This is a genomic window from Caballeronia sp. Sq4a (genome assembly GCF_023170545.1).
Taxonomy (GTDB): Bacteria; Pseudomonadota; Gammaproteobacteria; order Burkholderiales; family Burkholderiaceae; genus Caballeronia.
In genome coordinates this window covers 578521-599544 of the sequence record NZ_CP084251.1, presented here as the reverse complement: position 1 = coordinate 599544, position 21024 = coordinate 578521, and the positions used below count along the sequence as shown (strand labels likewise).

Annotated in this window: 22 protein-coding genes; 15 read left to right on the top strand and 7 right to left on the bottom strand. The window is 64.2% G+C overall.

Features of this window, described 5'->3' with window-relative positions:
• Window positions 1–69: 69 nt before the first annotated feature.
• The 5 genes from LDZ24_RS16690 to LDZ24_RS16670 all read left to right on the top strand — a co-directional run bounded on the left by LDZ24_RS16690 (window position 70) and on the right by LDZ24_RS16670 (window position 4119).
• The gene (locus LDZ24_RS16690) at window positions 70–381 is read left to right on the top strand and encodes a DUF4148 domain-containing protein (RefSeq protein WP_248323292.1); all 312 of its coding nucleotides are present in this window, start codon (window positions 70–72) and stop codon (window positions 379–381) included.
• A gap of 92 nt (window positions 382–473) precedes the next feature.
• Window positions 474–1169 carry an anti-sigma factor gene (locus LDZ24_RS16685; protein ID WP_248323291.1) on the top strand — a complete coding sequence of 232 codons (696 nt, stop codon included), beginning with the start codon at window positions 474–476 and terminating at the stop codon, window positions 1167–1169.
• Between the two features lie 28 nt (window positions 1170–1197).
• Entirely contained in the window at window positions 1198–1716 is a 519-nt protein-coding gene (locus tag LDZ24_RS16680; protein ID WP_206469523.1) for a sigma-70 family RNA polymerase sigma factor, read from the top strand.
• On the top strand, window positions 1713–2615 hold the full coding sequence (locus tag LDZ24_RS16675; protein WP_248323290.1) for an anti-sigma factor: 903 nt from the start codon (window positions 1713–1715) through the stop codon (window positions 2613–2615). Before LDZ24_RS16680 ends, LDZ24_RS16675 begins: the two co-directional genes overlap by 4 nt.
• A 115-nt stretch (window positions 2616–2730) precedes the next feature.
• Window positions 2731–4119, top strand: coding sequence for an FAD-binding oxidoreductase (locus tag LDZ24_RS16670; RefSeq protein WP_248323289.1), 1389 nt, complete (start codon window positions 2731–2733; stop codon window positions 4117–4119).
• 40 nt (window positions 4120–4159) lie between these two features.
• Here LDZ24_RS16670 and LDZ24_RS16665 read toward each other — a convergent pair whose 3' ends face one another.
• The 7 genes from LDZ24_RS16665 to LDZ24_RS16635 form a co-directional block, all read right to left on the bottom strand.
• Window positions 4160–4363, bottom strand: coding sequence for a hypothetical protein (locus LDZ24_RS16665; RefSeq protein ID WP_248323288.1), 204 nt, complete (start codon window positions 4361–4363; stop codon window positions 4160–4162).
• 114 nt (window positions 4364–4477) lie between these two features.
• Window positions 4478–6322, bottom strand: coding sequence for a glycoside hydrolase family 15 protein (locus LDZ24_RS16660; protein ID WP_248323287.1), 1845 nt, complete (start codon window positions 6320–6322; stop codon window positions 4478–4480).
• A 100-nt stretch (window positions 6323–6422) separates the two neighbouring features.
• Window positions 6423–6653 (bottom strand): hypothetical protein, encoded by a 231-nt coding sequence (locus LDZ24_RS16655; protein WP_248323286.1) that lies wholly within the window; start codon window positions 6651–6653, stop codon window positions 6423–6425.
• 195 nt (window positions 6654–6848) lie between these two features.
• Entirely contained in the window at window positions 6849–7166 is a 318-nt protein-coding gene (locus LDZ24_RS16650) for a four-helix bundle copper-binding protein (RefSeq protein ID WP_248323285.1), read from the bottom strand.
• 27 nt (window positions 7167–7193) lie between these two features.
• Window positions 7194–7394 carry a hypothetical protein gene (locus LDZ24_RS16645; protein ID WP_248323284.1) on the bottom strand — a complete coding sequence of 67 codons (201 nt, stop codon included), beginning with the start codon at window positions 7392–7394 and terminating at the stop codon, window positions 7194–7196.
• A gap of 66 nt (window positions 7395–7460) precedes the next feature.
• Entirely contained in the window at window positions 7461–8708 is a 1248-nt protein-coding gene (locus LDZ24_RS16640) for a hypothetical protein (RefSeq protein WP_248323283.1), read from the bottom strand.
• A 289-nt stretch (window positions 8709–8997) separates the two neighbouring features.
• Window positions 8998–10392, bottom strand: coding sequence for an MFS transporter (locus tag LDZ24_RS16635; RefSeq protein WP_248323282.1), 1395 nt, complete (start codon window positions 10390–10392; stop codon window positions 8998–9000).
• A 359-nt stretch (window positions 10393–10751) separates the two neighbouring features.
• On the opposite strand from LDZ24_RS16635, the gene LDZ24_RS16630 reads away from it, so the two are divergent.
• The 10 genes from LDZ24_RS16630 to LDZ24_RS16585 all read left to right on the top strand — a co-directional run bounded on the left by LDZ24_RS16630 (window position 10752) and on the right by LDZ24_RS16585 (window position 21009).
• The gene (locus LDZ24_RS16630) at window positions 10752–11168 is read left to right on the top strand and encodes a hypothetical protein (protein ID WP_248323281.1); all 417 of its coding nucleotides are present in this window, start codon (window positions 10752–10754) and stop codon (window positions 11166–11168) included.
• Window positions 11169–11252: 84 nt separating this feature from the next.
• On the top strand, window positions 11253–11972 hold the full coding sequence (locus tag LDZ24_RS16625) for a PIG-L deacetylase family protein (protein ID WP_248323280.1): 720 nt from the start codon (window positions 11253–11255) through the stop codon (window positions 11970–11972).
• Entirely contained in the window at window positions 11969–12949 is a 981-nt protein-coding gene (locus LDZ24_RS16620; RefSeq protein ID WP_248323279.1) for a glycosyltransferase family 2 protein, read from the top strand. The genes LDZ24_RS16625 and LDZ24_RS16620 overlap by 4 nt, the downstream gene beginning before the upstream one ends.
• Before the next feature lie 197 nt (window positions 12950–13146).
• Window positions 13147–14436, top strand: a complete 1290-nt coding sequence (locus LDZ24_RS16615) for a glycosyltransferase family 1 protein (RefSeq protein ID WP_248323278.1) — start codon at window positions 13147–13149, stop codon at window positions 14434–14436.
• Entirely contained in the window at window positions 14433–15011 is a 579-nt protein-coding gene (locus tag LDZ24_RS16610) for an HAD-IIIA family hydrolase (protein ID WP_248323277.1), read from the top strand. The genes LDZ24_RS16615 and LDZ24_RS16610 overlap by 4 nt, the downstream gene beginning before the upstream one ends.
• Window positions 15008–16192, top strand: coding sequence for a lipopolysaccharide heptosyltransferase II (gene waaF, locus LDZ24_RS16605; protein ID WP_248323276.1), 1185 nt, complete (start codon window positions 15008–15010; stop codon window positions 16190–16192). Before LDZ24_RS16610 ends, waaF begins: the two co-directional genes overlap by 4 nt.
• Window positions 16193–16204: 12 nt before the next feature.
• Complete coding sequence (locus tag LDZ24_RS16600; protein WP_248323275.1) at window positions 16205–17950, top strand: carbamoyltransferase C-terminal domain-containing protein; 1746 nt, start codon at window positions 16205–16207, stop codon at window positions 17948–17950.
• Entirely contained in the window at window positions 17947–19002 is a 1056-nt protein-coding gene (locus LDZ24_RS16595; protein WP_248323274.1) for a glycosyltransferase family 2 protein, read from the top strand. The genes LDZ24_RS16600 and LDZ24_RS16595 overlap by 4 nt, the downstream gene beginning before the upstream one ends.
• Window positions 18999–20063, top strand: a complete 1065-nt coding sequence (locus LDZ24_RS16590; protein WP_248323273.1) for a glycosyltransferase family 9 protein — start codon at window positions 18999–19001, stop codon at window positions 20061–20063. Before LDZ24_RS16595 ends, LDZ24_RS16590 begins: the two co-directional genes overlap by 4 nt.
• Window positions 20050–21009 (top strand): glycosyltransferase family 4 protein, encoded by a 960-nt coding sequence (locus tag LDZ24_RS16585; protein ID WP_248323272.1) that lies wholly within the window; start codon window positions 20050–20052, stop codon window positions 21007–21009. Before LDZ24_RS16590 ends, LDZ24_RS16585 begins: the two co-directional genes overlap by 14 nt.
• Window positions 21010–21024: the final 15 nt, after the last annotated feature.

The following is a 21024-nucleotide window of genomic DNA, read 5'->3' as shown; positions in this document are numbered from 1 at the left end:
GAATAGATCGGCTCCGCGGACGGTTTGCCTTCATGCAAGCCCAATGAATTCTTTCTCAAGGAGTCGAACATGAACATCGCCAAAGTTATCGCCGTTTCCGCCGCACTCGTCGTCTCGACGGGCGCATTCGCGCAAGGTCTCACGCGCGACGAAGTGCGCGCGCAACTCGTGCAGGCCGAGCAGAACGGCTCGCGTCTCGTGACCGATGCCTCGTATCCGGACGTTAGCCCCATCTATCAGAACCAGAGAGCGCGAATGAAAACGCCGGAGAGCGGCGCGTATGGCGGCATGAGGACCGCGTCGGGCGCGGGAAGTGCGTCGATGAGCCCGTCCGATTGCGTGGGCCCTTACAGCTTCTGCCACATCTATGCGGGCTCGTGATCGCCACAAAAAAATCGACGCTCGCGGGAATAAACGCCTCGCAACGTTGTTTGCAATCGAAGACGACCTTTCCAGCGCGCAGGACAACGACCGTGGACCCGCACTCCGACACTCGCCTTTCCGAAGCCGACGTACAGGCCTTCGCCGACGGCCTGCTCGCGTCGGAACGGGCCGCGTCGCTGCATGCCTATCTCGCTCGCCGGCCCGAGGAAGCGCGCAGAGTGGTGTTCTATGATCGGCTCAATGCGCAGTTGCGCGAGATGTTCGGCGACGAACGCAGCGCGCGGCAAACGAGCCATCGGCGGCCGGGGGCGCGGTTGCGGCTGTGGGCAGCCATTGCCGGTTGTCTTTCGCTAGTGATCGCCGCGATCTGGGCCACGGTGCGCCTACCGGACGCGGCATTGGAACGCGCAGCCGTGTCCGCATTGGCGATTCAGGCGACGATGCCTGCGCGCGCGGCGAGCATCGCGGACGCGCCCGATCTGTCATCGGCGGGCTTTCACGCCGTCGATGCGACGAACGTCACGCTCGGGGCTTTCTCGACCGTGAAGGTGTTCGCGTATCGCAATGAGAGAAATCAGCCGCTCGTGCTGCTCTCGACGTGTGCGCCGCCGCCGTTCATGCGTGCAACGTGGCACGCGCATAGAATCGGAACCGTGCGTCTTGTCGAATGGATATCGACATCGGGCGTTCGCACGGTGGTCGGAGCTCGCGCCGGTACGCCGGGGCTCATGCGTGCCGCCGAAGTGTCGATGGCTCGTCAGAACATGCAATGGAATGAACGATGAACGCAAGATTGCCCCGCGAGGTGCGCCGATGAGCGTGCGCGAACAACTCATGGATCATCTGCCGCGCTTGCGTCGTTATGCTCGCGCGTTGATCCGCAATCAGGAACTCGCCGACGATCTCGTGCAGGACACGCTGGAACGCGCGCTCAGGCACACGGACAAGTTTCAGTCGGGCACCGATCTGCGCGCGTGGCTCTTCACGATCATGCATAACGTCTTCGCAAATCAGACGCGACGCGCGGATGCACGCGCGGTGCATGTTTCGGTCGACGACGATCCTCTCGACGAAAGCCAGTTCGCGGTGGCAAGCCGGGACACGCAATCGCTCGAAATGCGAGACCTCGATTACGCGTTGCAACGGCTGCCGGTCGAACAGCGTCAGGTGGTGCTGCTGGTCGGGCTCGAAGAGATGTCGTATGCGGAAGTGGCGCTCGCGCTGGAGATTCCGCTCGGCACGGTCATGTCGCGGCTATCGCGTGGACGGGAAAGGTTACGCGCGCTCATGGCGGGCAAGCAGGAAGGCGTGCAACTGAAGGTGGTGCGATGAACAAACAAACGACTCCCATCAGCGAAGAGGAAGTCCAGGGCTATGTCGATGGCGTGCTCGCCGAGCACCGGCGCGAAGAGATCGATCGGCTGCTGGAGACCGACCCTGCGCTCGCAAGTCGCGTCAGCGATTACTTCGCGTTGAGCGGCATGCTTCACGATCGCTTCGATCGCGTATTGCAAGAACCGTTGCCGGAGCGTCTGACGCGCGTGCTGGACACCTTGGATGCGCCCGATGCGCCCGATGCCAGCACCACGCGCGCCGCAAAGGTGAACGCCGGCCGAGGTCCCGCGGCGAACTGGCCCAAGTATGCGGGCATGGCGGCGGCGCTCGTGCTCGGCATAGGCATTGGCGTGGCCGGCATGATGAGTCCGCCTGCGCGCGACATGCTCGCGTCCGGCGATGAGAACGCGTCGCTTCGTCATGCGAGCCTGACGAAGGACGAGTCGTTCGCGCGGCAATCCGCGATCGCGTATGTCACGTATGCGCCGATGGTGACGCGCCCGGTCGAGGTCGGCGCGGATCAGGAAGAGGAACTCGTCAAGTGGCTGTCGAACCGGCTCGGCACCGACGTGCATGCGCCAGTGCTCACGCGCGTGGGGTTCAATCTGATGGGCGGACGGCTCTTGCCCGGCGACGAAGGTCCGATTGCGCAGTTCATGTATCACGACGCCAAGGGCGAGCGCATCACGCTCAACGTGTCGCATCGCAAGGTGAGCACCGACGTGACTGCGTTCAAGCTCTATCAGGATGGCTCCGTCAATGTGTTCTATTGGGTCGATGGCGACTTCGGCTATGCCGTGTCGGGTGCGATCCCGCGTCCGCAATTGCTCGCCGTGTCGCATGACGTGTACGAACAATTGACCGCGAGGAACGGGCAGGGCGCGGCTGCGCGATGACCGCATGCGAGGTGCCTACGCTCGTGCGCTTGCCGTCGCGGCCCGGTGCGGTATATGGTGACGAAGGCGCGCATTCGATCAAGCGCGCCGCAACGCACACGGAGACACGCAGGACATGACGGCAACAGAAGCAATACGCGCATTGCGCGAGACCCTCGGCGCGGAAGTGGTCGCGCTTCCGGAAGAATTCGGCGACCGGCGTGTCGTGGACTGGAGCGGACTGCCGGGCGAGATTCCGCTTGCGCTCATTCGCCCGCGCACGACTGAAGAAGTGGCACAGGCGCTTTGCATTTGCTCGCGCTTTCGGCAACCCGTGGTCACGCAAGGCGGATTGACGGGACTCGTCGGCGGAGCGAATGCGCGCGGCGGCGAAGTGGCGCTGAGTCTGGATCGCATGAATCGCATCGTGGAGATCGACGAAGTATCCGGCACGATGACGGTCGAAGCCGGGACCGCGTTGCAGACCGTGCAGGAAGCGGCGAGCGCGGCGGGCTTCTATTTTCCGCTCGATCTCGGCGCACGCGGCAGTTGTTCGATCGGCGGCAATCTCGCGACCAACGCGGGCGGCAATCGCGTCATCAAGTACGGGATGATGCGCGATCAGGTGTTGGGGCTGGAGGCGGTGCTGGCAAGCGGTGCCATCGTCGGCGATCTCAACAAGATGATCAAGAACAACAGCGGCTACGACTTGCGGCATCTTCTGATCGGAAGCGAAGGCACGCTTGCCGTCATCACGCGCGTCGTGCTGCGTCTGCGTCCGAAGCCCACTGCGACGGCGACTGCGTGGTGCGGCTTGCCGGACTTCAACGCCGTGACCACGCTGCTCGCGCGTTCGCAGGCGAGGCTGGCGTCGGGCGTGTCGGCATTCGAGGTCATGTGGGCCGGGTATCACGATGCGGTGCTCGCCAACTTGCCGCAGTTGCGCGCGCCGCTCGGTTCAGCCCATCCATTCTATGTCTTGCTGGAAAGCGTCGGGACCGATCCGGCGCGCCACGGCGAAGCGTTCGAGGAGTTTCTCGGCGCAATGCTGGAAGAAGGCATCGTGACGGACGCGGCGATAGCGTCGTCGGAGGCGCATGCGCTTGCGTTCTGGGCGATCCGCGATGCGCCCGGCGAGTATCAGCGGTTCATACCGAACCACGCCGCGTATGACGTGAGCTTTTCCATCGCGCAAGTCGGCGAGGCTGCCGCGCGCTGCGAGTCGCGTCTGCGCGAGCACTGGCCGCAGTCCCTCGTCATGATCTACGGGCATCTGGGCGACGGGAACATTCATATCGTCGTGGACGTGCCGGGCATGGGCAAGCACGACCATGACGATATCGACCGCGTCATTTACGACGTCACGCGCGAGTTGAACGGGTCGATATCAGCGGAGCACGGCATCGGCGTCAAGAAGCGAGCGTTCCTTTCGCAAAGCCGTCGCGAGACCGATATCGACGCGATGCGTGCGATCAAGAGCGCGCTCGATCCGCTCGGGCTGTTGAATCCGGGCAAAGTGGTCTAGGCGTTCGTCCGCTGGCGGGTTGGCTTTCGTCGTGTACGGACTAGGCGAGCGCCATGCCTTCCGATGCGAACACGTCGCCCGCTGCGGATCCGTCGAATGAACCGATCGCGCCGCCCGAGCGCAAGCGGAGTCCGACGCTCGGCACGCCGCCGGATGTGAATCCGGCGCGCCCGGGCGCGTCGCCGGCGCAAGAGAGCTCGCTCGGCGCGTCGGACCGGATGCCGCCGGGGAATAAGCCGGCCATGTTCGGCAGAATGCTTCACGGGCGCAGCGAAGTCTGTTTTGGGCGCTTACTAAAACATCGCTAATTTGTGTTATGTCAACTTACGCCCAGCGCCGGAGCGCTCGCGTTTCGCCCTCAAGTCCACGGCACATGCGTACGATCCAGATCCCGGTCCAGCTGATACGCCGCGCTGATCAACGCCAGATGCGTCAACGCCTGCGGAAAATTGCCTAGGGCCGCGCCGTTGGTCGCCACTTCTTCCGAGAACAGCCCGAGATGGTTCGCATAGGCGAGCATCTTCTCGAACACGAGCCGCCCTTCGTCCACGCGACCCGAGCGCGCGAGCGCCTCCGCATACCAGAACGAGCACGCGCTGAAGCCGCCTTCCATGCCGGGAAGACCGTCGAGCGTCGTGCCGCGCGTGTAGCGGAACACCAGCGGATCCACGCGCAGATCGCGACCGATCGCATCCAGCGTGCCGGTCCAGCGCGGATCTTTCGGGCCGATAAAGCGCACGAGCGGCATCATCAACGCGGATGCATCGAGCGTCGATGAACCCGGCGTCTGCACGAATGACTGCAGCTCTTCGTTGAAGAACTGCTCGTGTATGTCGCGATGAATGTCGTCGCGCGTCTGAAACCATGTCGCGAGCGGCGCAGGAAGCGAGCGCTTCTGCGCAAGACGCAGCGCGCGATCCACCGTCACCCAGCACATCAGCCGCGAATGCAGCAGCGGCCGCTTGCCGTTGCGAAACTCCCATATGCCGTGGTCGGCCTCGCGCCAGTGCTTCACCACATAGTCGACCGTTCGGGTGACATGCTGCCAGCCTTGATACGAAATCGCCGCGCCATATTTGTTGTAGAGATAAACGGAGTCGAGCAGCGCGCCATAGACATCGAGCTGGGTTTGTCCACGCGCGCCGTTGCCCACGACAAGCGTGCCCTGCGTCGATTCGCCCAGCGTCGAGAGCTGCGTCTCGTCGGGCGCGGGCTTGCCGTCCACTGCATACATGACGGCAAGCGATCCGTCGGAACTGCAATTGCGATTGCGCTCGGCAATCCAGTGCATGAAGCGCTCCGCCTCGCCTGTATAGCCGAGACGCAAGAGCGCATAAACGGAGAATGCGGCGTCGCGAATCCAGGTATAGCGATAGTCCCACCGGCGTGAGCCGTCCTGCGCTTCCGGCAAGCCGAACGTCGGCGCCGCGACGATTGCGCCATGTTCGTCCGAGCTCAGCAGCTTGAGCGTCATCGCGGAACGCAGCACGACTTCGCGATATCGTCCGCGATAGATCGAGCGAGACGACCACTCTTTCCAGAACGCGATCGTCTCCTGCAACATGCCGTCGAACTTCTCTTTGGTGTCGAGCTTCGGCATGTCATCGACCGCGCCTAGCGCGAAGCAGGCCGAATCGCCCTCTTTCATGTCGAGCGTCGCGCGCACGCCATCACGCTCGATGGAAAGCGGCACGCTCGCGCGCAGTTCCAGCGGCGTGCCGTTGTCGGCTCTCGTGAATTGCACGCCCTTTTCTACCGCATGTGCCGTATGCGAAACACGCGCATAGTCGAAGCGCGGATCGCAGCGGATATCCAGTGTCATGCGCCCATAGACGATGCGCACGATGCGCATCACGCAGTTGGGCACCACATCCACCCGCGCGTCAGAAGACGGCACGGGCATCAGGTCCAGCAACTCGCAGACGCCCTCGCCTGTCATGAAGCGCGTGAGCAGCACGTTCGTCTCGGGCAGATACATCTGCTTGACGTTGGCGTTCGGATCGCGCGGGGAGATCGCGAACGCGCCACCGTGCTCGTCGTCCAGAAGCGACGCGAACAGCGTCGGCGAATCGACGCGCGGAAAGCACATGAAGTCGATCGTGCCGCGCACCGAGACCAGCGCCGCCGTCTTCATGTTGCCGATGATGCCGCGTGCATCGACGGGCAGGACGGCGGGCGGAATCTGCTGCGATGGATGGCCCAAGGGAATGCGCTCCGGCTTGACGTTCCAAGCCGTTTAGCAAGGGGCATTCCCGTGAGGCGTCGCGTCGAGGACAAACGTTGGACGCGACGGATGTTTGATCTTAACGCGCTGCGGTCGTGTCGCTGGGACCGGAGACGGGCTGCATCGGTGCTGCGGTGAAGCTCGCTTCGCTCGCGGGCACGTCTTGCGTCGCGATGGCGTCGTGCGTCGTCGGCATGTCGATGCTGGCGTGATGCGACGACCTGCCATAGCTCGCGATATAGAGCGTCACCGCGACTGCCACGCCCACGAGCACCGCGACTACGGCCACGCCCGATGACTTGCGCTTCATCTCATCCCCATTTCGTGTTGACGTGCCAGCGTAGCATCGATGAGCGATGCGCACCGTGGGGCGACGCGCATTCGCTCGCGCGGGGATTTGGTCGTCGCGTCAAATGGATAGCGAGCGGGTCCCCGGCTTGTCCACAGGGTTGAGCACAGAAAGTGTGGATAAGCTCGGCGCGGCGCGTTGGCTCGCTGCCGTGCCTTACATCGCCCGACACGCCTCCGCGCACTTCCGACACGCGTCACTACAAGCCTGACAATGGCTCGCAGTATGCCGACTACACTCGTCCGCGCATGCATCGCAGATTCGCGCGCACAGGTCGAGGAAATCGCGCATGAACTGCGTATCGCGCGCCAGCGATTCCGACGTGAAGCGGCACAGCGCCGCGCAGTCGAGGTCCAGACGAATGCACTTCTCCATGTCCGGCAGATGGCCTTCCGCAATGCACGCGGAGGCGCAGCTGTCGCAAGCGGCGGCGCATCGGTCCAGCGCGGCAATGCAGTCGATATAGTCGCTCATTCGGCAAATCCTCGTCAGATAGTTGGACTAGCCGCGCGTCGATTGCGGCGGCACGGGGTTGTTGTCCTGCGCGGTCGGCAGCGCGTTCTCGCTCGCGGGATGCTTCTGCTTTTCGCGCTCATCCAGTTTCTCTTGCCGCGTATCGCCAGTGGCCGGAGCGCCCACCGGTTCATCCATGTCGTCGGCCGTTGCGCGCGAGCCGTCGTTATCGCCTGAAATCTGAGTCATGCTGCCCTCCTTTGGCGGGGTCATCGTTCCTGGAGGGTGCAGCAAGCCGCGGTCCCGTCGTGCCGCTCAGGGCTGCATTTCGATCGCTTCGTATCCGCCTTCCGGAACCTTATCCATCGACATGAACAGCATGCGCAGCTCCGTGCTCAAGCCGTGAAAATGGCACATGAACGTATCCGGCTTCGCGTAGTACCACGGCGTGTTGAGTTCGTTGAAGCTCACGAGGTCCGCAGAGTCCGGCTCGGGGCACAGGCCATGCGAAATCATCTGCTCCATGAAATAGAACTGGTCGCCCTGGCTCGAAAACGTGTACTTGATGTCCTCCGTTTCCAGCACGCGCGCAAGGACGCTTTGCAGCACGTTTGCATTCGCCTCGGTGTTGCGAAAGCCCATCACGCCCGAATTGAAGCGCCAGCCGCAGATATCGGCGGTTAGCACGCGGTCGCGGCCCTCGGTGAATCGTTCGAGCTTCACGAAAGGATTCATGACGAGAATGTCGGCATCGATCCAAAAGACCCATTCGTGATGCGGCAGATACTTGGCGAGCAAGAACGGCTTCGACCAGTTGCCGCATGCTTCGCGCTGAAAGTCGGCGGGCACCGCGCGATGCTGATACAGCGTGTAGCCGTGGCGCTCGCAGAACGCGCGCAGACTGGCTTCGCCGAAGCGCGCATAGCCCGCGATGTTCGGCGTGTACAACATGACGACCGCGATCGCCCTGCCCGGCTGATAGACGGTCAACGGCTCGTCGGTATCGCATTGCGGTGGCGGCAAGGCGTCGAAGAACGCGCTGTGTCCGGCCGCATGGCACGCGTTCAGATGACGCGTGAACACGGCTCGCCAGCGCGGACCGTACTTGCTATAGAGACGCGGCGTGAACACGAGCGACACCGCCACCACCGGCGTGCCGCGCAAGTCCGGGTGCTGCCCCGACCACATGGATGCAATCGGTATCACGCCGTTCAACAGGTCCCAGTCGGCGACTGTCGGAAACGCCTCCAGCAATTCTTCTTCCGTGACGAACTTGCCGTATTCGTAGAAGGCCCGGCATCGCGCTGCCATGCCACGCGCGATGCGGCGGTTCTCTTCGTTATTTCGGATAACGAACATTTCCGTATTGATGCCAAAGAAGCCTTTGGTCACGAGGCTGTCTCGTCCTTCCATGATCCGGCCGAAATCTTCGAAGCGAACGAAGAGCGCATTCTCCGTCGCGAAGATGACGACCTCGCCTTCGGCCGCGCGCGCGAGCCGGTCGCTGATCATCTGGTATTTGAAGAGGACACCGAGTTCGAGCGAATCGACGCTGCTCGACATCGACTCGTCGTAATGAGCCGCTTGCGTTCGGCGACAGAACTCGGCGTGGTTGTCGCGTGACGATGTCGCGCGGCGGTCGGAGAAGCAGCTAACCAGTGTGACCATGTTGTACCGGCAAGTGGATAGCGTGGACGCACGAAGCGCGGCGCAAGAGGCCGCGCGCAAGGGGCCATAGCATATCCGTTGCAGTCAACGAACTTGCAAATTATTGCGTCAACCGAAGTATCGCTGCGCGCAGCGAAGAGCGACCCGCGCTCAATTGTAGGACGCGCGCAGAAGCATGAAAGCGCTAACGACCGACGGCGCGCTCGCCTGTTCGAAGCACGCGCACGATGCCCACCGCGACGCCGATCGCGGCCGCTGCCGCCGCTCCGACAAGCGACACCTGCGCGCCGTGTTGTCCATACATGCCGAACGCAACGGCGGCCAGCGCCGCGCCCAGCGAAAGGCCGACCATGCGGGCCATCGTCATGAGACCGCCCGCCGCGCCGCTGCGTTCATGCGGCGCGGACGTCAGCATGATGCGATTGTTCGGCGTCTGAAAGAAGCCGAATCCGATGCCGCACACCGCGACGCGCCACGCGATATCCACGTTCGAAGGCGATGCCGGCAGTCCGATCAAGAGGCATAGCCCGATCGCCATGATGCCCAGTCCCATGCCGCCGATCAGCCCCGGCGCGTACCGGTCCGACAGGCGACCGGCGAGCGGCGCGACGAACACGATCACGAGCGGCCACGGCGTGACGAGCAGTCCGGTCGTCGTCGCGCTGCGGGCGAACTGGTGCTGGAGCATGAACGGCAGCGCGAGATAGGCGAGCGTCTGCGCCACGTACGAGCAGATGGAGGTCAGCGAGGACAGCGAGAGAATCGGAATGCGCAGCAGATCCAGCGGCACGAGCGGCGCGGGCCGTCCGCGTTGATGGCGCATGAGCGCGAAACCGGCGACGCACGCGCACGCGATCTCGACGAGAGGCAGCGCCCGCAGTTGCACGTGACCCTCGCCCGCGCGCTCGCCTGCGCCGAGCCCGCCCACGCCCAGAATGAAGAGCCCGATGGCGAGCGCGCTCAGCGTCGCGCCCGCGAAGTCGAAGCGGCGCGCGGCGTTCGGCGTGCCGGGCGGCAGCATCGTGCTGGCGAGACCGAGGCCGATGATGCCGAGCGGCACGTTCACCGCGAAGAGCCAGCGCCATCCGGCGACCGACAGAATCCCCGCCGCGACAGTCGGCCCGAGCGCCGCCGAGAGCGCCACGGTCAAGCCGAGCAGCGCGACGCCGCGCCCGACGAGCTTCGGCGGATAAACCTGCCGCAGCAGCGCGGGCACGATGGTCGACATGCATGCGCCGCCCACACCCTGAATCGCGCGAGCAGCGACCAAGAGCGGCAGCGTCGGCGCGAGTGCGCAGCCTATCGACGCCAGCGTGAAGACCACGAAGCCCCACAGGAACACGCGCCGGAAGCCGAGCTTTTCGCCGAGCGCGGCGAGCGGCAGCACCGAGACGGCGACCGCGAGCTGATACGCGGTGACGACCCAGACGGTATCGGCTGCGCTGCGCGAGAGGTTGTGCGCGATGGTCGGCAACGCGACGTTCGCGATGGACGAATCGAGGTTGCCGAGAAACGTCCCGAGCAGCACGGAGACGACTGCCCAGTAATTGACGCGGTCGGCGGGTATGGCGCTAGTCATTCGTTGTTCTGGAATGCCCGCAGGAGACGGACCCGCGCGGCGCCCGCATGGTAATGGATACAGGCGTGCGTGTGCAAAAGCGTGCTGTGCGCGATTGCGGGTGATTGTGAGGCGCGAACGATCGTTCGTCTTAGCGGCGCTCAGATGACCGTGGGCATGCTCGCTCGTCTGTCGGAGCTCCGTGCTTCGCGGCGTCCGTGTCGAGCGTGGCGCGTTGCTCGCGGACTTCACAGGATTCAGCCGGCCTCAGAGCGGCCAAGCCGTCGACCGCGTGACTATAGACGGCGCTCGGGCGCAAAGCCGGTCGAGCGTGCAACGGTGGGATCATCGTGAGTCGTCATGTGAACGCCCCGCGGCGGATGGCGTCCATCCAGTTCATCCCTGCCGTATTGAATGGCGAACTGCTCGGCTGCCCGGGCCGTGGCGAACGGTCGAAACGGGCCGATCGCGCGCCGCACGCCGTCTGGCCGCTCGATCAGAACCGTCGCGATGAACTCGCCGGCCGCCCGCACGACGACCGCCGACAACTCACACCCGCGGTACTCCACTGGAATGGCGTCCATCTGATCCTCGCTTTGGAAAGGCTCGAATGCCAAGCCGTCTCTCGCATGCCGACGGCGTTCGGTATCAACGCCTCCTTTGTAGCGCCGAAACAAAAAACAGGACGTGCGTCGACGAACATTACGTCCGCGCCGGATGCGACGTGGAACCGCATGGTGACGCGCTACGACCGCGATGCGGACATCATCGAAGCGGGCATCGGCATGCGTTTCTGACCGCGCCGTTACGCCCGTCGCGTTTCGCCGCTGGCGCGGTACTTGCGTTTGGACGAGCCGTCATTCGCTCTCAACGGCTCCTCCATGATCGACGTCCCGCGCAAAACGCTGCTCATTTCTCCCCATCTCGACGACGCCGTGCTCGGCTGCGGCGCGTCGCTCGCCGGCGCCTCGAACGTACTCGTCTGCACGGTTTTCACGGGCTGCCCCCCTGCCGATGCCAGCACGGACTGGGACGCCCAGTGCGGCTTCTCGGACGCGAAGCAGGCGATGGTCGCGCGCATCGAAGAAGACAACCGCGCGCTCGGGCTGCTCGGCGTGACGCCGCTGCATCTCGGCTTCCTCGACTCGCAATACGTGCCTTTCGCGCCCGACGCCGACAAGCCCACGCGCGCGACGTTGACGCAGGCGTTTCTCGACGCAATAGACCAGCATCGCCCCGAAACGCTGCTGATCCCGCTCGGCCTGTTTCATTCGGATCACGCGCTCGTACACGAGGCCGCGTGCGATGCATGGTTGCGTCATCCCGAGCTGCCGTGCATCGCATATGAAGAGGCGCTGTACCGATGCAAGCGCGCGCTCTTGCAGCAGCGGCTCGCGGACTTGATGGAACGCGGCATCGACGCCACGCCGCTCAATGCGCGCCTTCCCGAGCATGCGGAAGCCGCGCGCCGCGAAGCGTTGAAGCGCGACGCCGTGAACGCGTATCCGAGCCAGTTGAAGGCGTTCGGTCCGAACGGATACGACGACGTGTTCCTGCCCGAGCGATTCTGGACGCTCGAACCCGCGGAGCAGCGCGCATGAGCGCCGTCCCGCAACCTCTGGAGCAATCCTCGGCGCGCCCGCGTCACGACGCAGCCGCGCGCCTGAGCGTGGTCGTGCTGACCTACAACCGCGCGGACCAGGTGCTCGACACGCTGGAACGACTCGCGGCGCTGCCGGATCGCATCGACATTGTCGTGGTCGATAACGCCTCGTCCGACGATACCGCGGCACGCATCGCGCAAGCCTTCCCGTTCGTCGAACTCGTCGTCGCGCCGTCGAACATGGGCGCGGCGGGGCGCAATCTCGGCGTGGCGAAGGTCCGCACCGAGTACGTCGCCTTCTGCGACGACGACACGTGGTGGAGCCCCGGCTCGCTCACGCGCGCAATCAAGATTCTCGATGCCTCGCCGCGCGTCGCGGTGCTGAGCGCGCGGGTGGTCGTCGGCGAAAACGGCGATGCCGACGAAACCTGCGAGCGCATGCGCGTGAGCCCGCTCGGCGCGAACGGTCTGCCGGGGCCGGCGCTCATCGGCTACATGGCCGGCGCGAGCGTGTTTCGCACGAGCGTCTATCGAAAGATGGGCGGCTATGAGCCGCGGCTTTTCATAGGCGGCGAGGAATCGCTGCTTGCGCTCGACATGCTCGATCACGGCCACGCGCTCGTCTATGCAGACGAACTCGTGTTGCATCATCACCCTTCTCCCATACGCGACAGCGCCTTGCGCAGACGCCTGCTCGCGCGTAACGCAGCGTGGGTCGCGTGGCTGCGATTGCCGCTCTCCGAAGCCTTGCACGCGAGCATGCAGGCGCTCGCCGTGATGCGGCGCGAAGGCGCGTTCTGGCGAGATGCGATTCAGATGTTGCGTGGATTGCCCTGGGCGCTCGCACATCGGCGCGTAGTCGGCGCTCACGTGCGGATCATGCGATCGATCGTGCGCGAAGACGATCGCCGCCATGCCCGGGCGGAAGCGAGCAAACACGCCACGATACCGGCAGACGCTACACACACCGTGTAAAACCGCGCCGCTGCTGTCGAAGCTACGTCTAACGAAATTTTGTTCGTCCCGCAACGAACCAACGATTCTGCGCAATTTTGCGCTGGTGGCACAACGAATGCTCACAGGCCATCAAGCTTCGAAAGACGCGGCAATCCCTGTGCGCGCTCAACGGCTCGAAGCCCATTTCGAACAACGCGAATCGAGGGGGCCTACACGTGAAGATCGCACTTATCAGTGAGCATGCGTCGCCTCTCGCGGTAGCGGGCGGTGTCGACAGCGGCGGGCAGAATATCTATGTCGCGCACGTCGCGCGGCAGCTCGCGCGCAACGGCCATCAAGTGGATGTCTTCACGCGCCGCGACCGTTCTCTGTTGCCGCTGGTGTCGCGTTTCGAAGGCATACGCGGCATTCGCGTCATCAACGTGCCGGCGGGTCCGCCCGTGCAACTGGCGAAGGAACAGCTTCTTCCGCACATGGACGAGTTCGCTCGCTTCATGATCGGCTTCTTCAGGAAGCAGGCAACGCCTTATCACGTCGTGCATGCGAACTTCTTCATGTCGGGACTCGTCGGCATGCGCATCAAGGAAGCGCTGGGCGTGCCGCTCGTCACGACGTTTCATGCGCTCGGCCGCGTACGGCGCATTCATCAAGGCGCGGGCGATGGCTTCCCCGATGAACGCTTCGACATCGAAGACGCGCTCGTGCGCGAATCGGATTCGGTGATCGCGGAATGCCCGCAAGACGAAGCGGACCTCGTGTCGCTGTATCACGCTGAGCGCGAACGCATCGACCTCGTGCCGTGCGGCTTCGACAGCACCGAGTTCCATCCGATGAAGAAGGCCGAAGCGCGTGAGCGTCTCGGCTGGCCGCAGGACCGCTTCATCGTGCTGCAACTCGGACGCATGGTGCCGCGCAAGGGCATCGACAACGTGGTGCGCGGCATCGGCCTCTGCAATCGCGCACTGAACGAAGACGCGCATCTGTATGTGATCGGCGGCAACTCCGATGAAGCGAATGAGATCGCGACGCCGGAAATCGGGCGTTTGCGCGGCATTGCGCAGGAATGCGGCGTGGCCGACAAGGTGAACTTTCTCGGCCGTCATGGAAGACAACGCCTCAAGACCTTCTATAACGCAGCCGATGTGTTCGTGACGACGCCGTGGTATGAGCCGTTCGGCATCACGCCGCTCGAAGCCATGGCATGCGGCAGGCCGGTCATCGGCGCGGACGTGGGCGGCATTCGCTATTCGGTGGCACACGAGGAAACGGGCCTGCTCGTGCCGCCGAAGGACCCGCGCGCGCTCGCCGATGCGCTCGCCACTTTGAAGCGCGACCCCGCGCGCGCCGAACGCATGGGTGCTGCGGGCCTCGAACGCGCTCGCGCGATGTTCACATGGTCCGGCGTCGCGCAGTCGCTCGAACGCGTCTATGCGCGCGTGGCGGGCGTCGATATCGCGCAGGACCTCGACAGCCGGCGCGCCGCATACGGCAGCGCCACCGCATGAAGCCCGCCGTTTTCCTCGATAAAGACGGCACGCTGCTCGACGACGTGCCCTATAACGTCGATCCCGCGAAGGTGCGTCTTGCGCCAGGCGCACGCAATGCGCTTGGCATCTTCGCGCGCATGAATGTGCCGATTGTCGTCATCAGCAATCAGAGTGGTGTCGCGCTCGGCAAGTTCGATGAATCCGCGCTTCGGCACGTCGAACGCAAGTTGCACGAGCTCGCTGCCGAAGCGGGCGCGCGGCTCACGGGCATCTACTGGTGCCCGCATCATCCGCAAGGGACGGTCGCACGTTATGCACGCGCATGCGAGTGCCGCAAGCCCGCGCCGGGCATGATTCAGCGGGCCGCGCGCGAACTGAACCTCGACCTGGCGCGAAGCTGGTTCGTCGGCGACATCCTCGACGATATCGAAGCAGGCCATCGCGCGGGCTGCCGCGCGGTGCTGATCGACAACGGCAACGAGACGGTGTGGCAGCGTGGTCCGTTGCGTGAACCGGATGCCACTGTGAAGGACATGGGCGAAGCCGCGCGCATCATCGAGCGTGCGTGGCATGCGACGGAGCTCGCCACATGAAGCGCGATCCGTCACGGGCGAGCGATATCGCCATCCCTCTTCAGCCCGCGAACGCGCACGCGCGCGCGCCGGCCATCGCGCCTCAGCGCGTATGGGGCGCGGACGTGCGGCGCATTCTCTGCATTCGACTCGACAATCTCGGCGACGTGCTGATGACGACGCCCGCGCTGCATGCGCTGAAACACGCGTATCCGGGGCGGCATCTCACGTTGCTTGCATCGCGTTCGGGCGCGCAGGCGGCGCGCTTCATCGACGATATCGACGACGTGATCGAATACGACGCGCCGTGGGTCAAGCATGACAAGCCCATCGATGCGAGCGGCGACATCGCGATGTGCGAGCGGCTTGCATCGCTCGGCTTCGATGCCGCCGTCATCTTCACGGTCTATAGCCAGAATCCGCTTCCCGCAGCGATGTTTTGCCATCTGGCGAAGATTCCGCTGCGCCTCGCGCATTGCCGCGAGAATCCATATGACCTCCTAACCGATTGGGTCGCGGAACGCGAGCCGCAAATGGGCACGCGACACGAAGTCGAGCGTCAGCTTGCGCTCGTAGAAAGCGTCGGCGCAACGAACGCGGATACGCGCATGCGATTCGCATTGCGCGCCGAAGACGAGGCGTCGCTTGCGCGCAAGCTCGACGAACGCGGTGTCGATCTCGACGCGCCCTTCTTTGTCATGCATCCCGGCGCGACCGCTGCATCGCGGCGCTATCCGCCCGAGCGATTCGCGCAGGCCGCGCGCGTGCTCGCGGATCGAACCGGCTGGCCCGTGCTCGTGACCGGCTCGGCGAGCGAAGCCCCATTGTGCGACACCGTCAGTGCCGGCGATGCGCGCGTGATTAGTCTCGCGGGCGCGCTCGAACTGGGCGAGCTCGCGGCACTGATCGCTCATGCGCGCGTGCTGATCTCCAACAACAGCGGTCCCGTGCATATCGCATCGGCGCTTAACGCGCCGGTCGTCGATCTGTATGCGCTCACCAATCCGCAGCATATGCCGTGGCAAACGCCGCATCGCGTGCTGTACCGCGATGTGCCTTGCCGCTGGTGCTATCGCAGCGTGTGTCCCGAAGGGCATCACGCGTGTCTGCTCGGCGTGAGCGTCGATGAAGTCGTCGATGCCGCGCTGTCCTTACTCGATGCCCGCACCGAACAACATCCTGCTCATCTGACACTACCCTGAGAGACGCGCCTTATGTACACACTCGGAATCAATGCGGTCTATCACGACAGCGCGGCGGCGCTGGTTCGCGACGGCGTCGTGATCGCGGCGGCGGAAGACGAGCGTTTCACGCATGTGAAGCATGCTAAGCGCCCCGTGCCTTTCTCGACTTGGCAGCTTCCTTTCGATGCCATCGACTATTGCCTGAAGGAAGCCGGCATCGAACTCGCGGATATCGACCATGTAGCGTATTCGTACGATCCGCATCTGTTCTCGGGCATGCCCAAGCAGGCGAAAGCGACCATCGCCCTGCCCTTCATGCCGTCGGAGCATGTGACCGGCAATCCCTCCGAGTCGCCGTGGGACCCGCTTTTCCTGAGCTATATCGTCAATGCGCGCGGCCAGTTGCTCGACGGCGCGCCGCATCATCTGAAGAAGCGTTTCGCAAGCGGCGGACGCGCGCCGCGCTTCGAGTGGCACAACGTCGATCATCATCTGTCGCATGAGGCGAGCGCGTTTCTCGCGGCGCCGTATGAGAACACGGCGGTGCTCACGATGGACGGCCGAGGCGAAGGCGTGACGACGAGTCTTGGCCAGTTCGTCGATGGCGAATACAAGCGCCTCAAACAGGTGGAACTGCCGCATTCGCTGGGCTTGCTCTACGAAGCCGTGACGGACTATCTCGGCTTCCTTCACTCGTCGGACGAGTACAAGGTCATGGCGCTCGCCTCCTTCGGCAAGCCCGCATACGTCGATCAGTTTCGTGAGATCGTGAAGTATCGCAACGACGGCAGCTACACCGTGGATGCGCCGCGTCTCGTTGAGCGCTTCGGCCCGCGACGCGAGCGCGGCGGTCCCCTCACGCAGCATCACTACGACATCGCGCATTCGCTGCAAGTGGTGCTCGAAGAAACGGCGCTGGATCTCGCGCGCTGGCTGCATGAACGCACCGGCCTCAAGCATCTCGCGATGGCGGGCGGCGTCGCGCTCAATTGCGTGATGAACGCGCGTCTGCGCGACCGTGGTCCGTTCGAAGACATCTGGGTTCAACCTGCTGCGGGGGATGCGGGCACCGCGCTCGGCGCCGCGCTCTGGACCGACTATCAGGAGCGCGTGAAGCAAGGCGATAGCAGCCGCCGCTGGCACATGAATCACGCGTATCTCGGCCCGCGTTATGAAGACGACGAGATCGAGCAGTTCCTCAAGTGGTCGAAGACGCCGTATCGCCGGCTGAACGACATTGCGAGCGAAACCGCTGAGATTCTGGCGTCCAATCGCGTGATCGGCTGGTATCAGGGACGCACGGAATTCGGTCCGCGCGCGCTCGGCGCCCGCTCGATTCTCGCGTCGCCGATCGATCCGTCCATGCAGGCGCGCCTGAACGAGATCAAAGACCGCGAAGACTTCCGGCCGGTGGCGCCCGTGGTGATGGAAGAACATGCTGCGGACTGGTTCGTCGATGCACGCGTCGCGCCGTTCATGCTCTTCGTATTCGATGTGCGCGAGGACATGAAGTCGCGCATTCCGGCGGTGACGCATATCGACGGCACGGCTCGCGTGCAGACCGTGAACCGCTCGCAGCATCCGCTCTATTACGACTTGCTCGCTGCATTCAAGGCGCGCACGGGCGTGCCGGTGCTCGTGAATACGTCGTTCAATACGCGCGGCGAGCCGATGGTCAATTCGCCGCGCGATGCGCTCGAATCGTTCTGGACCTCGCCGCTCGATGCGCTCGTGATCGGGCCGTTCCTGATCGAGAAGCCGGGAGTGCGTGCATGAGCACGATTGCAGGCTCGTTTCCCTACGACGGCGCGAAGGACGCGTCCACGCAGCGCAATGCGGGCGCAGCGGCGGGCGCGGCCCTCGACGTGTCGGTGGTCGTGCCGACGTATCGGCGGCCCGACATGCTGGAACGCTGTCTGCGCGCGATCATCGCGCAGGACTACGACAAGGCGCGCTTCGAGATCATCGTGTGCGATGACGGTCCGGATGAAGCCACGCGCTCGCGCGCGACCGCGCTCGCACGCGAGTTCGACGAAGCACCCCGCATCCGCTATGTTCCCGTCACCGCGACGCAAGGCCCGGCAGGCGCTCGGAATGCGGGATGGCGCGCATCGGGCGCGCCGCTGATCGCGTTCACCGACGACGACACGATCCCCGATCCGCATTGGCTCGCCGCAGGCGTCGCTGCGTTGCGGGCGGGCGCGGACGCCGTATCGGGGCGTATCGTGGTGCCGCTCGGCCCCCGTCCGACCGATTACGAGCAAGACGCAGCCGGTCTCTCCCGCGCGGAATTTGCGACGGCTAATACGTTCGTGACGCGCTCGGCGCTTGCACGCGTGGACGGCTTCGATGCCCGCTTTACGTCGGCGTGGCGCGAAGACTCCGACCTTCAGTTCGAACTGATGCGCATCGGCGCGCACATCGTGCGATCGCACGATGCAATGGTTCTGCATCCGGTGCGGCCCGCGCGCTGGGGCGTGAGCTTGTCGCAGCAGAAGAAGAGCCAGTTCGATGCGCTGCTCTACAAGAAACATCGGTCGCTCTTCAAGACACGCATTCGCAGCCTGCCGCCGCTGCTCTATTACGCGATCATCGTCGCGGTAGTCGTGGCCGTGTTCGCGCTCGCGAACGGCAACAACAAGCTCGCGGGCGTCTGCCTCGCGGCCTGGCTCGGCATGACCGCATGGTTCTGCTTCAAGCGCCTGAAGTCGACCGCGCTGACACCGTCGCACGTGCTAGAAATGGCGTGGACATCGCTATGGATACCGTTTCTTTCGGTGTACTGGCGAATTTACGGCGCCATTAAGTTCCGCGTGGTATTCATATGAAATCGGAGAGCGTCGAGCGCATTGCGATTTTTCGGGCGCTTCAGCTCGGCGACATGCTGTGTTGCGTGCCCGCGATGCGTGCGCTGCGCCGCGCTTATCCGAATGCACACATCGCGCTGATCGGGTTGCCGTGGGCGCATAGTTTCGTCGAACGCTATGCGCATCTCGTCGATGAATTGATCCTGTTTCCGGGCGCCGTCGGCTTTCCGGAGCAGGAAGAAACGGACGCGCACCTCCCCGCCTTTTACGATGCCATGCGCGCGCGCCGCTTCGATCTCGCGATCCAGTTGCACGGCAGCGGCGGCGTGGCGAACGATATCGTCGAAGCGATGCACGCGCGGGTCAACGCGGGCTTTCTCAAGCCCGACGAAGCGCCGCGCGCAGGCGTCTTCATTCCGTGGCCGGACGCGTTGCAGGAAGTCGCGCGCTATAACGCGCTGATGCAGGCGCTCGGTATCGATGCGCACGACACGCAGCTAGAAATTCCGCTCACGCAACACGACACGCGCGAGTGCGATGAACTGATCGAACGATATGGCCTCGACACTGCGCGGCTTGTTCTCGTGCATGCCGGCGCCCAGTTGCCTTCGCGACGCTGGCCTGCGGAACGCTTCGCGCAAGTGGCAGCCGCGCTTTCGAGCGATGGCTGGCAAGTCGCGTTGACCGGCAGCGCAGGCGAAGCGGCCATCACCGCGAGCATCGCGAACACGCCCGGCGTGAACGCGATCGACCTGACCGGCAAGACATCGCTCGGCGGGCTGGCGGCGCTCGTCGCGCGCGCGCGACTCATCGTGTGCAACGACACGGGGCTTTCGCACGTGGCGGCCGCGATGCGAACGAAAAGCGTCGTCATCGCATCGGGCAGCGACACGCAACGCTGGGCGCCGCTCGATCACGACAGGCATCGCGTGCTCGCGGACTATCCGCCATGCCGTCCGTGTTCGTTCCGCGAGTGTCCGTATGGGCATCCTTGCGCGCTCAACGTGAGCGTCGCGCAAGTGCTCGATGTCGCACGACTTCAATTGCCCGTAGAAAAACTGGAAACCGATGCCCACTGCTAATCAACGACGTCTGCGCGTGCTCACATGGCACGTGCACGGCAACTACCTCTACTACCTGACTCAGGCGAAGCACGATTTCTATCTCGTCACGAAGCCCGGTCATCCGCCCGGCTACGCGGGCAAAGTCGGCGTGCTGCCGTGGGGCGACAACGTCCATGAGGTACCCGCCGACGAAGTCGCGTCGCGTGAGTTCGACGTCGTGCTGTTTCAACATCGCACGCACTGGGACGACGATCGCATCAACCTGCTTTCGGATGCGCAGCGGCGCTTGCCTCGCGTGTATATCGAACATGATCCGCCGCAGGAGAATCCGTTCGAACAACGCCATTGGGTGCAGGATCGCGACACGCTACTCGTGCATGTGACGCACTTCAATCGCCTGATGTGGGACAGCGGCGAGACACCGACGCGCGTGATCGAACATGGCGTGGTCGTGCCGGAAGGCGTGCGCTATACGGGCGAGAAGGAACGCGGCATCGTCGTCATCAATCATTTGCGGCAGCGCGGGCGCAGGCTCGGCAGCGACGTGTTCGCGGATGTCGCGCAACGCGTGCCGCTCGATCTGGTCGGCATGGACGCGGAATCGGCGGGCGGTCTGGGCGAGATCGGCAATCTGGATCTCGCTGCGTTCTCCGCGCAATACCGCTTCTTCTTCAACCCGATTCGCTGGACGAGCCTGGGCCTCGCGATCGTCGAAGCCATGACGATCGGCATGCCGATCATCGGTCTCGCGACGACGGAACTCGCCACCGTCATTCGCAATGGCGAGAGCGGCTTCATTCATACCGATACGAACGCGCTCGTCGATGTCATGCAACAACTGTTGCGAGATCCCGCGGAAGCGCGGCGTCTCGGCGAAGGCGCGCGCCGTCTCGCGGTCGAACGCTTCAACATCGGCCGCTTCGCCGCCGAATGGGAAGCGACCTTGCGCCATGTGTGCAGTTGACCGACCGCGACCCAA

What these genes read in the sequence shown, in the direction of transcription:
- LDZ24_RS16680 (WP_206469523.1), top strand. Translation starts at nt 1,198, where the DNA reads ATGAGCGTGCGCGAACAACTCATGGATCATCTGCCGCGCTTGCGTCGT.
- LDZ24_RS16670 (WP_248323289.1), top strand. Translation starts at nt 2,731, where the DNA reads ATGACGGCAACAGAAGCAATACGCGCATTGCGCGAGACCCTCGGCGCG.
- LDZ24_RS16645 (WP_248323284.1), bottom strand. Translation starts at nt 7,394, where the DNA reads ATGACTCAGATTTCAGGCGATAACGACGGCTCGCGCGCAACGGCCGAC.
- LDZ24_RS16650 (WP_248323285.1), bottom strand. Translation starts at nt 7,166, where the DNA reads ATGAGCGACTATATCGACTGCATTGCCGCGCTGGACCGATGCGCCGCC.
- LDZ24_RS16675 (WP_248323290.1), top strand. Translation starts at nt 1,713, where the DNA reads ATGAACAAACAAACGACTCCCATCAGCGAAGAGGAAGTCCAGGGCTAT.
- LDZ24_RS16590 (WP_248323273.1), top strand. Translation starts at nt 18,999, where the DNA reads ATGAAATCGGAGAGCGTCGAGCGCATTGCGATTTTTCGGGCGCTTCAG.
- LDZ24_RS16585 (WP_248323272.1), top strand. Translation starts at nt 20,050, where the DNA reads ATGCCCACTGCTAATCAACGACGTCTGCGCGTGCTCACATGGCACGTG.
- LDZ24_RS16640 (WP_248323283.1), bottom strand. Translation starts at nt 8,708, where the DNA reads ATGTCGAGCAGCGTCGATTCGCTCGAACTCGGTGTCCTCTTCAAATAC.
- LDZ24_RS16655 (WP_248323286.1), bottom strand. Translation starts at nt 6,653, where the DNA reads ATGAAGCGCAAGTCATCGGGCGTGGCCGTAGTCGCGGTGCTCGTGGGC.
- LDZ24_RS16610 (WP_248323277.1), top strand. Translation starts at nt 14,433, where the DNA reads ATGAAGCCCGCCGTTTTCCTCGATAAAGACGGCACGCTGCTCGACGAC.
- LDZ24_RS16595 (WP_248323274.1), top strand. Translation starts at nt 17,947, where the DNA reads ATGAGCACGATTGCAGGCTCGTTTCCCTACGACGGCGCGAAGGACGCG.
- LDZ24_RS16630 (WP_248323281.1), top strand. Translation starts at nt 10,752, where the DNA reads ATGGCGTCCATCCAGTTCATCCCTGCCGTATTGAATGGCGAACTGCTC.
- waaF (WP_248323276.1), top strand. Translation starts at nt 15,008, where the DNA reads ATGAAGCGCGATCCGTCACGGGCGAGCGATATCGCCATCCCTCTTCAG.
- LDZ24_RS16625 (WP_248323280.1), top strand. Translation starts at nt 11,253, where the DNA reads ATGATCGACGTCCCGCGCAAAACGCTGCTCATTTCTCCCCATCTCGAC.
- LDZ24_RS16665 (WP_248323288.1), bottom strand. Translation starts at nt 4,363, where the DNA reads ATGGCCGGCTTATTCCCCGGCGGCATCCGGTCCGACGCGCCGAGCGAG.
- LDZ24_RS16690 (WP_248323292.1), top strand. Translation starts at nt 70, where the DNA reads ATGAACATCGCCAAAGTTATCGCCGTTTCCGCCGCACTCGTCGTCTCG.
- LDZ24_RS16635 (WP_248323282.1), bottom strand. Translation starts at nt 10,392, where the DNA reads ATGACTAGCGCCATACCCGCCGACCGCGTCAATTACTGGGCAGTCGTC.
- LDZ24_RS16620 (WP_248323279.1), top strand. Translation starts at nt 11,969, where the DNA reads ATGAGCGCCGTCCCGCAACCTCTGGAGCAATCCTCGGCGCGCCCGCGT.
- LDZ24_RS16600 (WP_248323275.1), top strand. Translation starts at nt 16,205, where the DNA reads ATGTACACACTCGGAATCAATGCGGTCTATCACGACAGCGCGGCGGCG.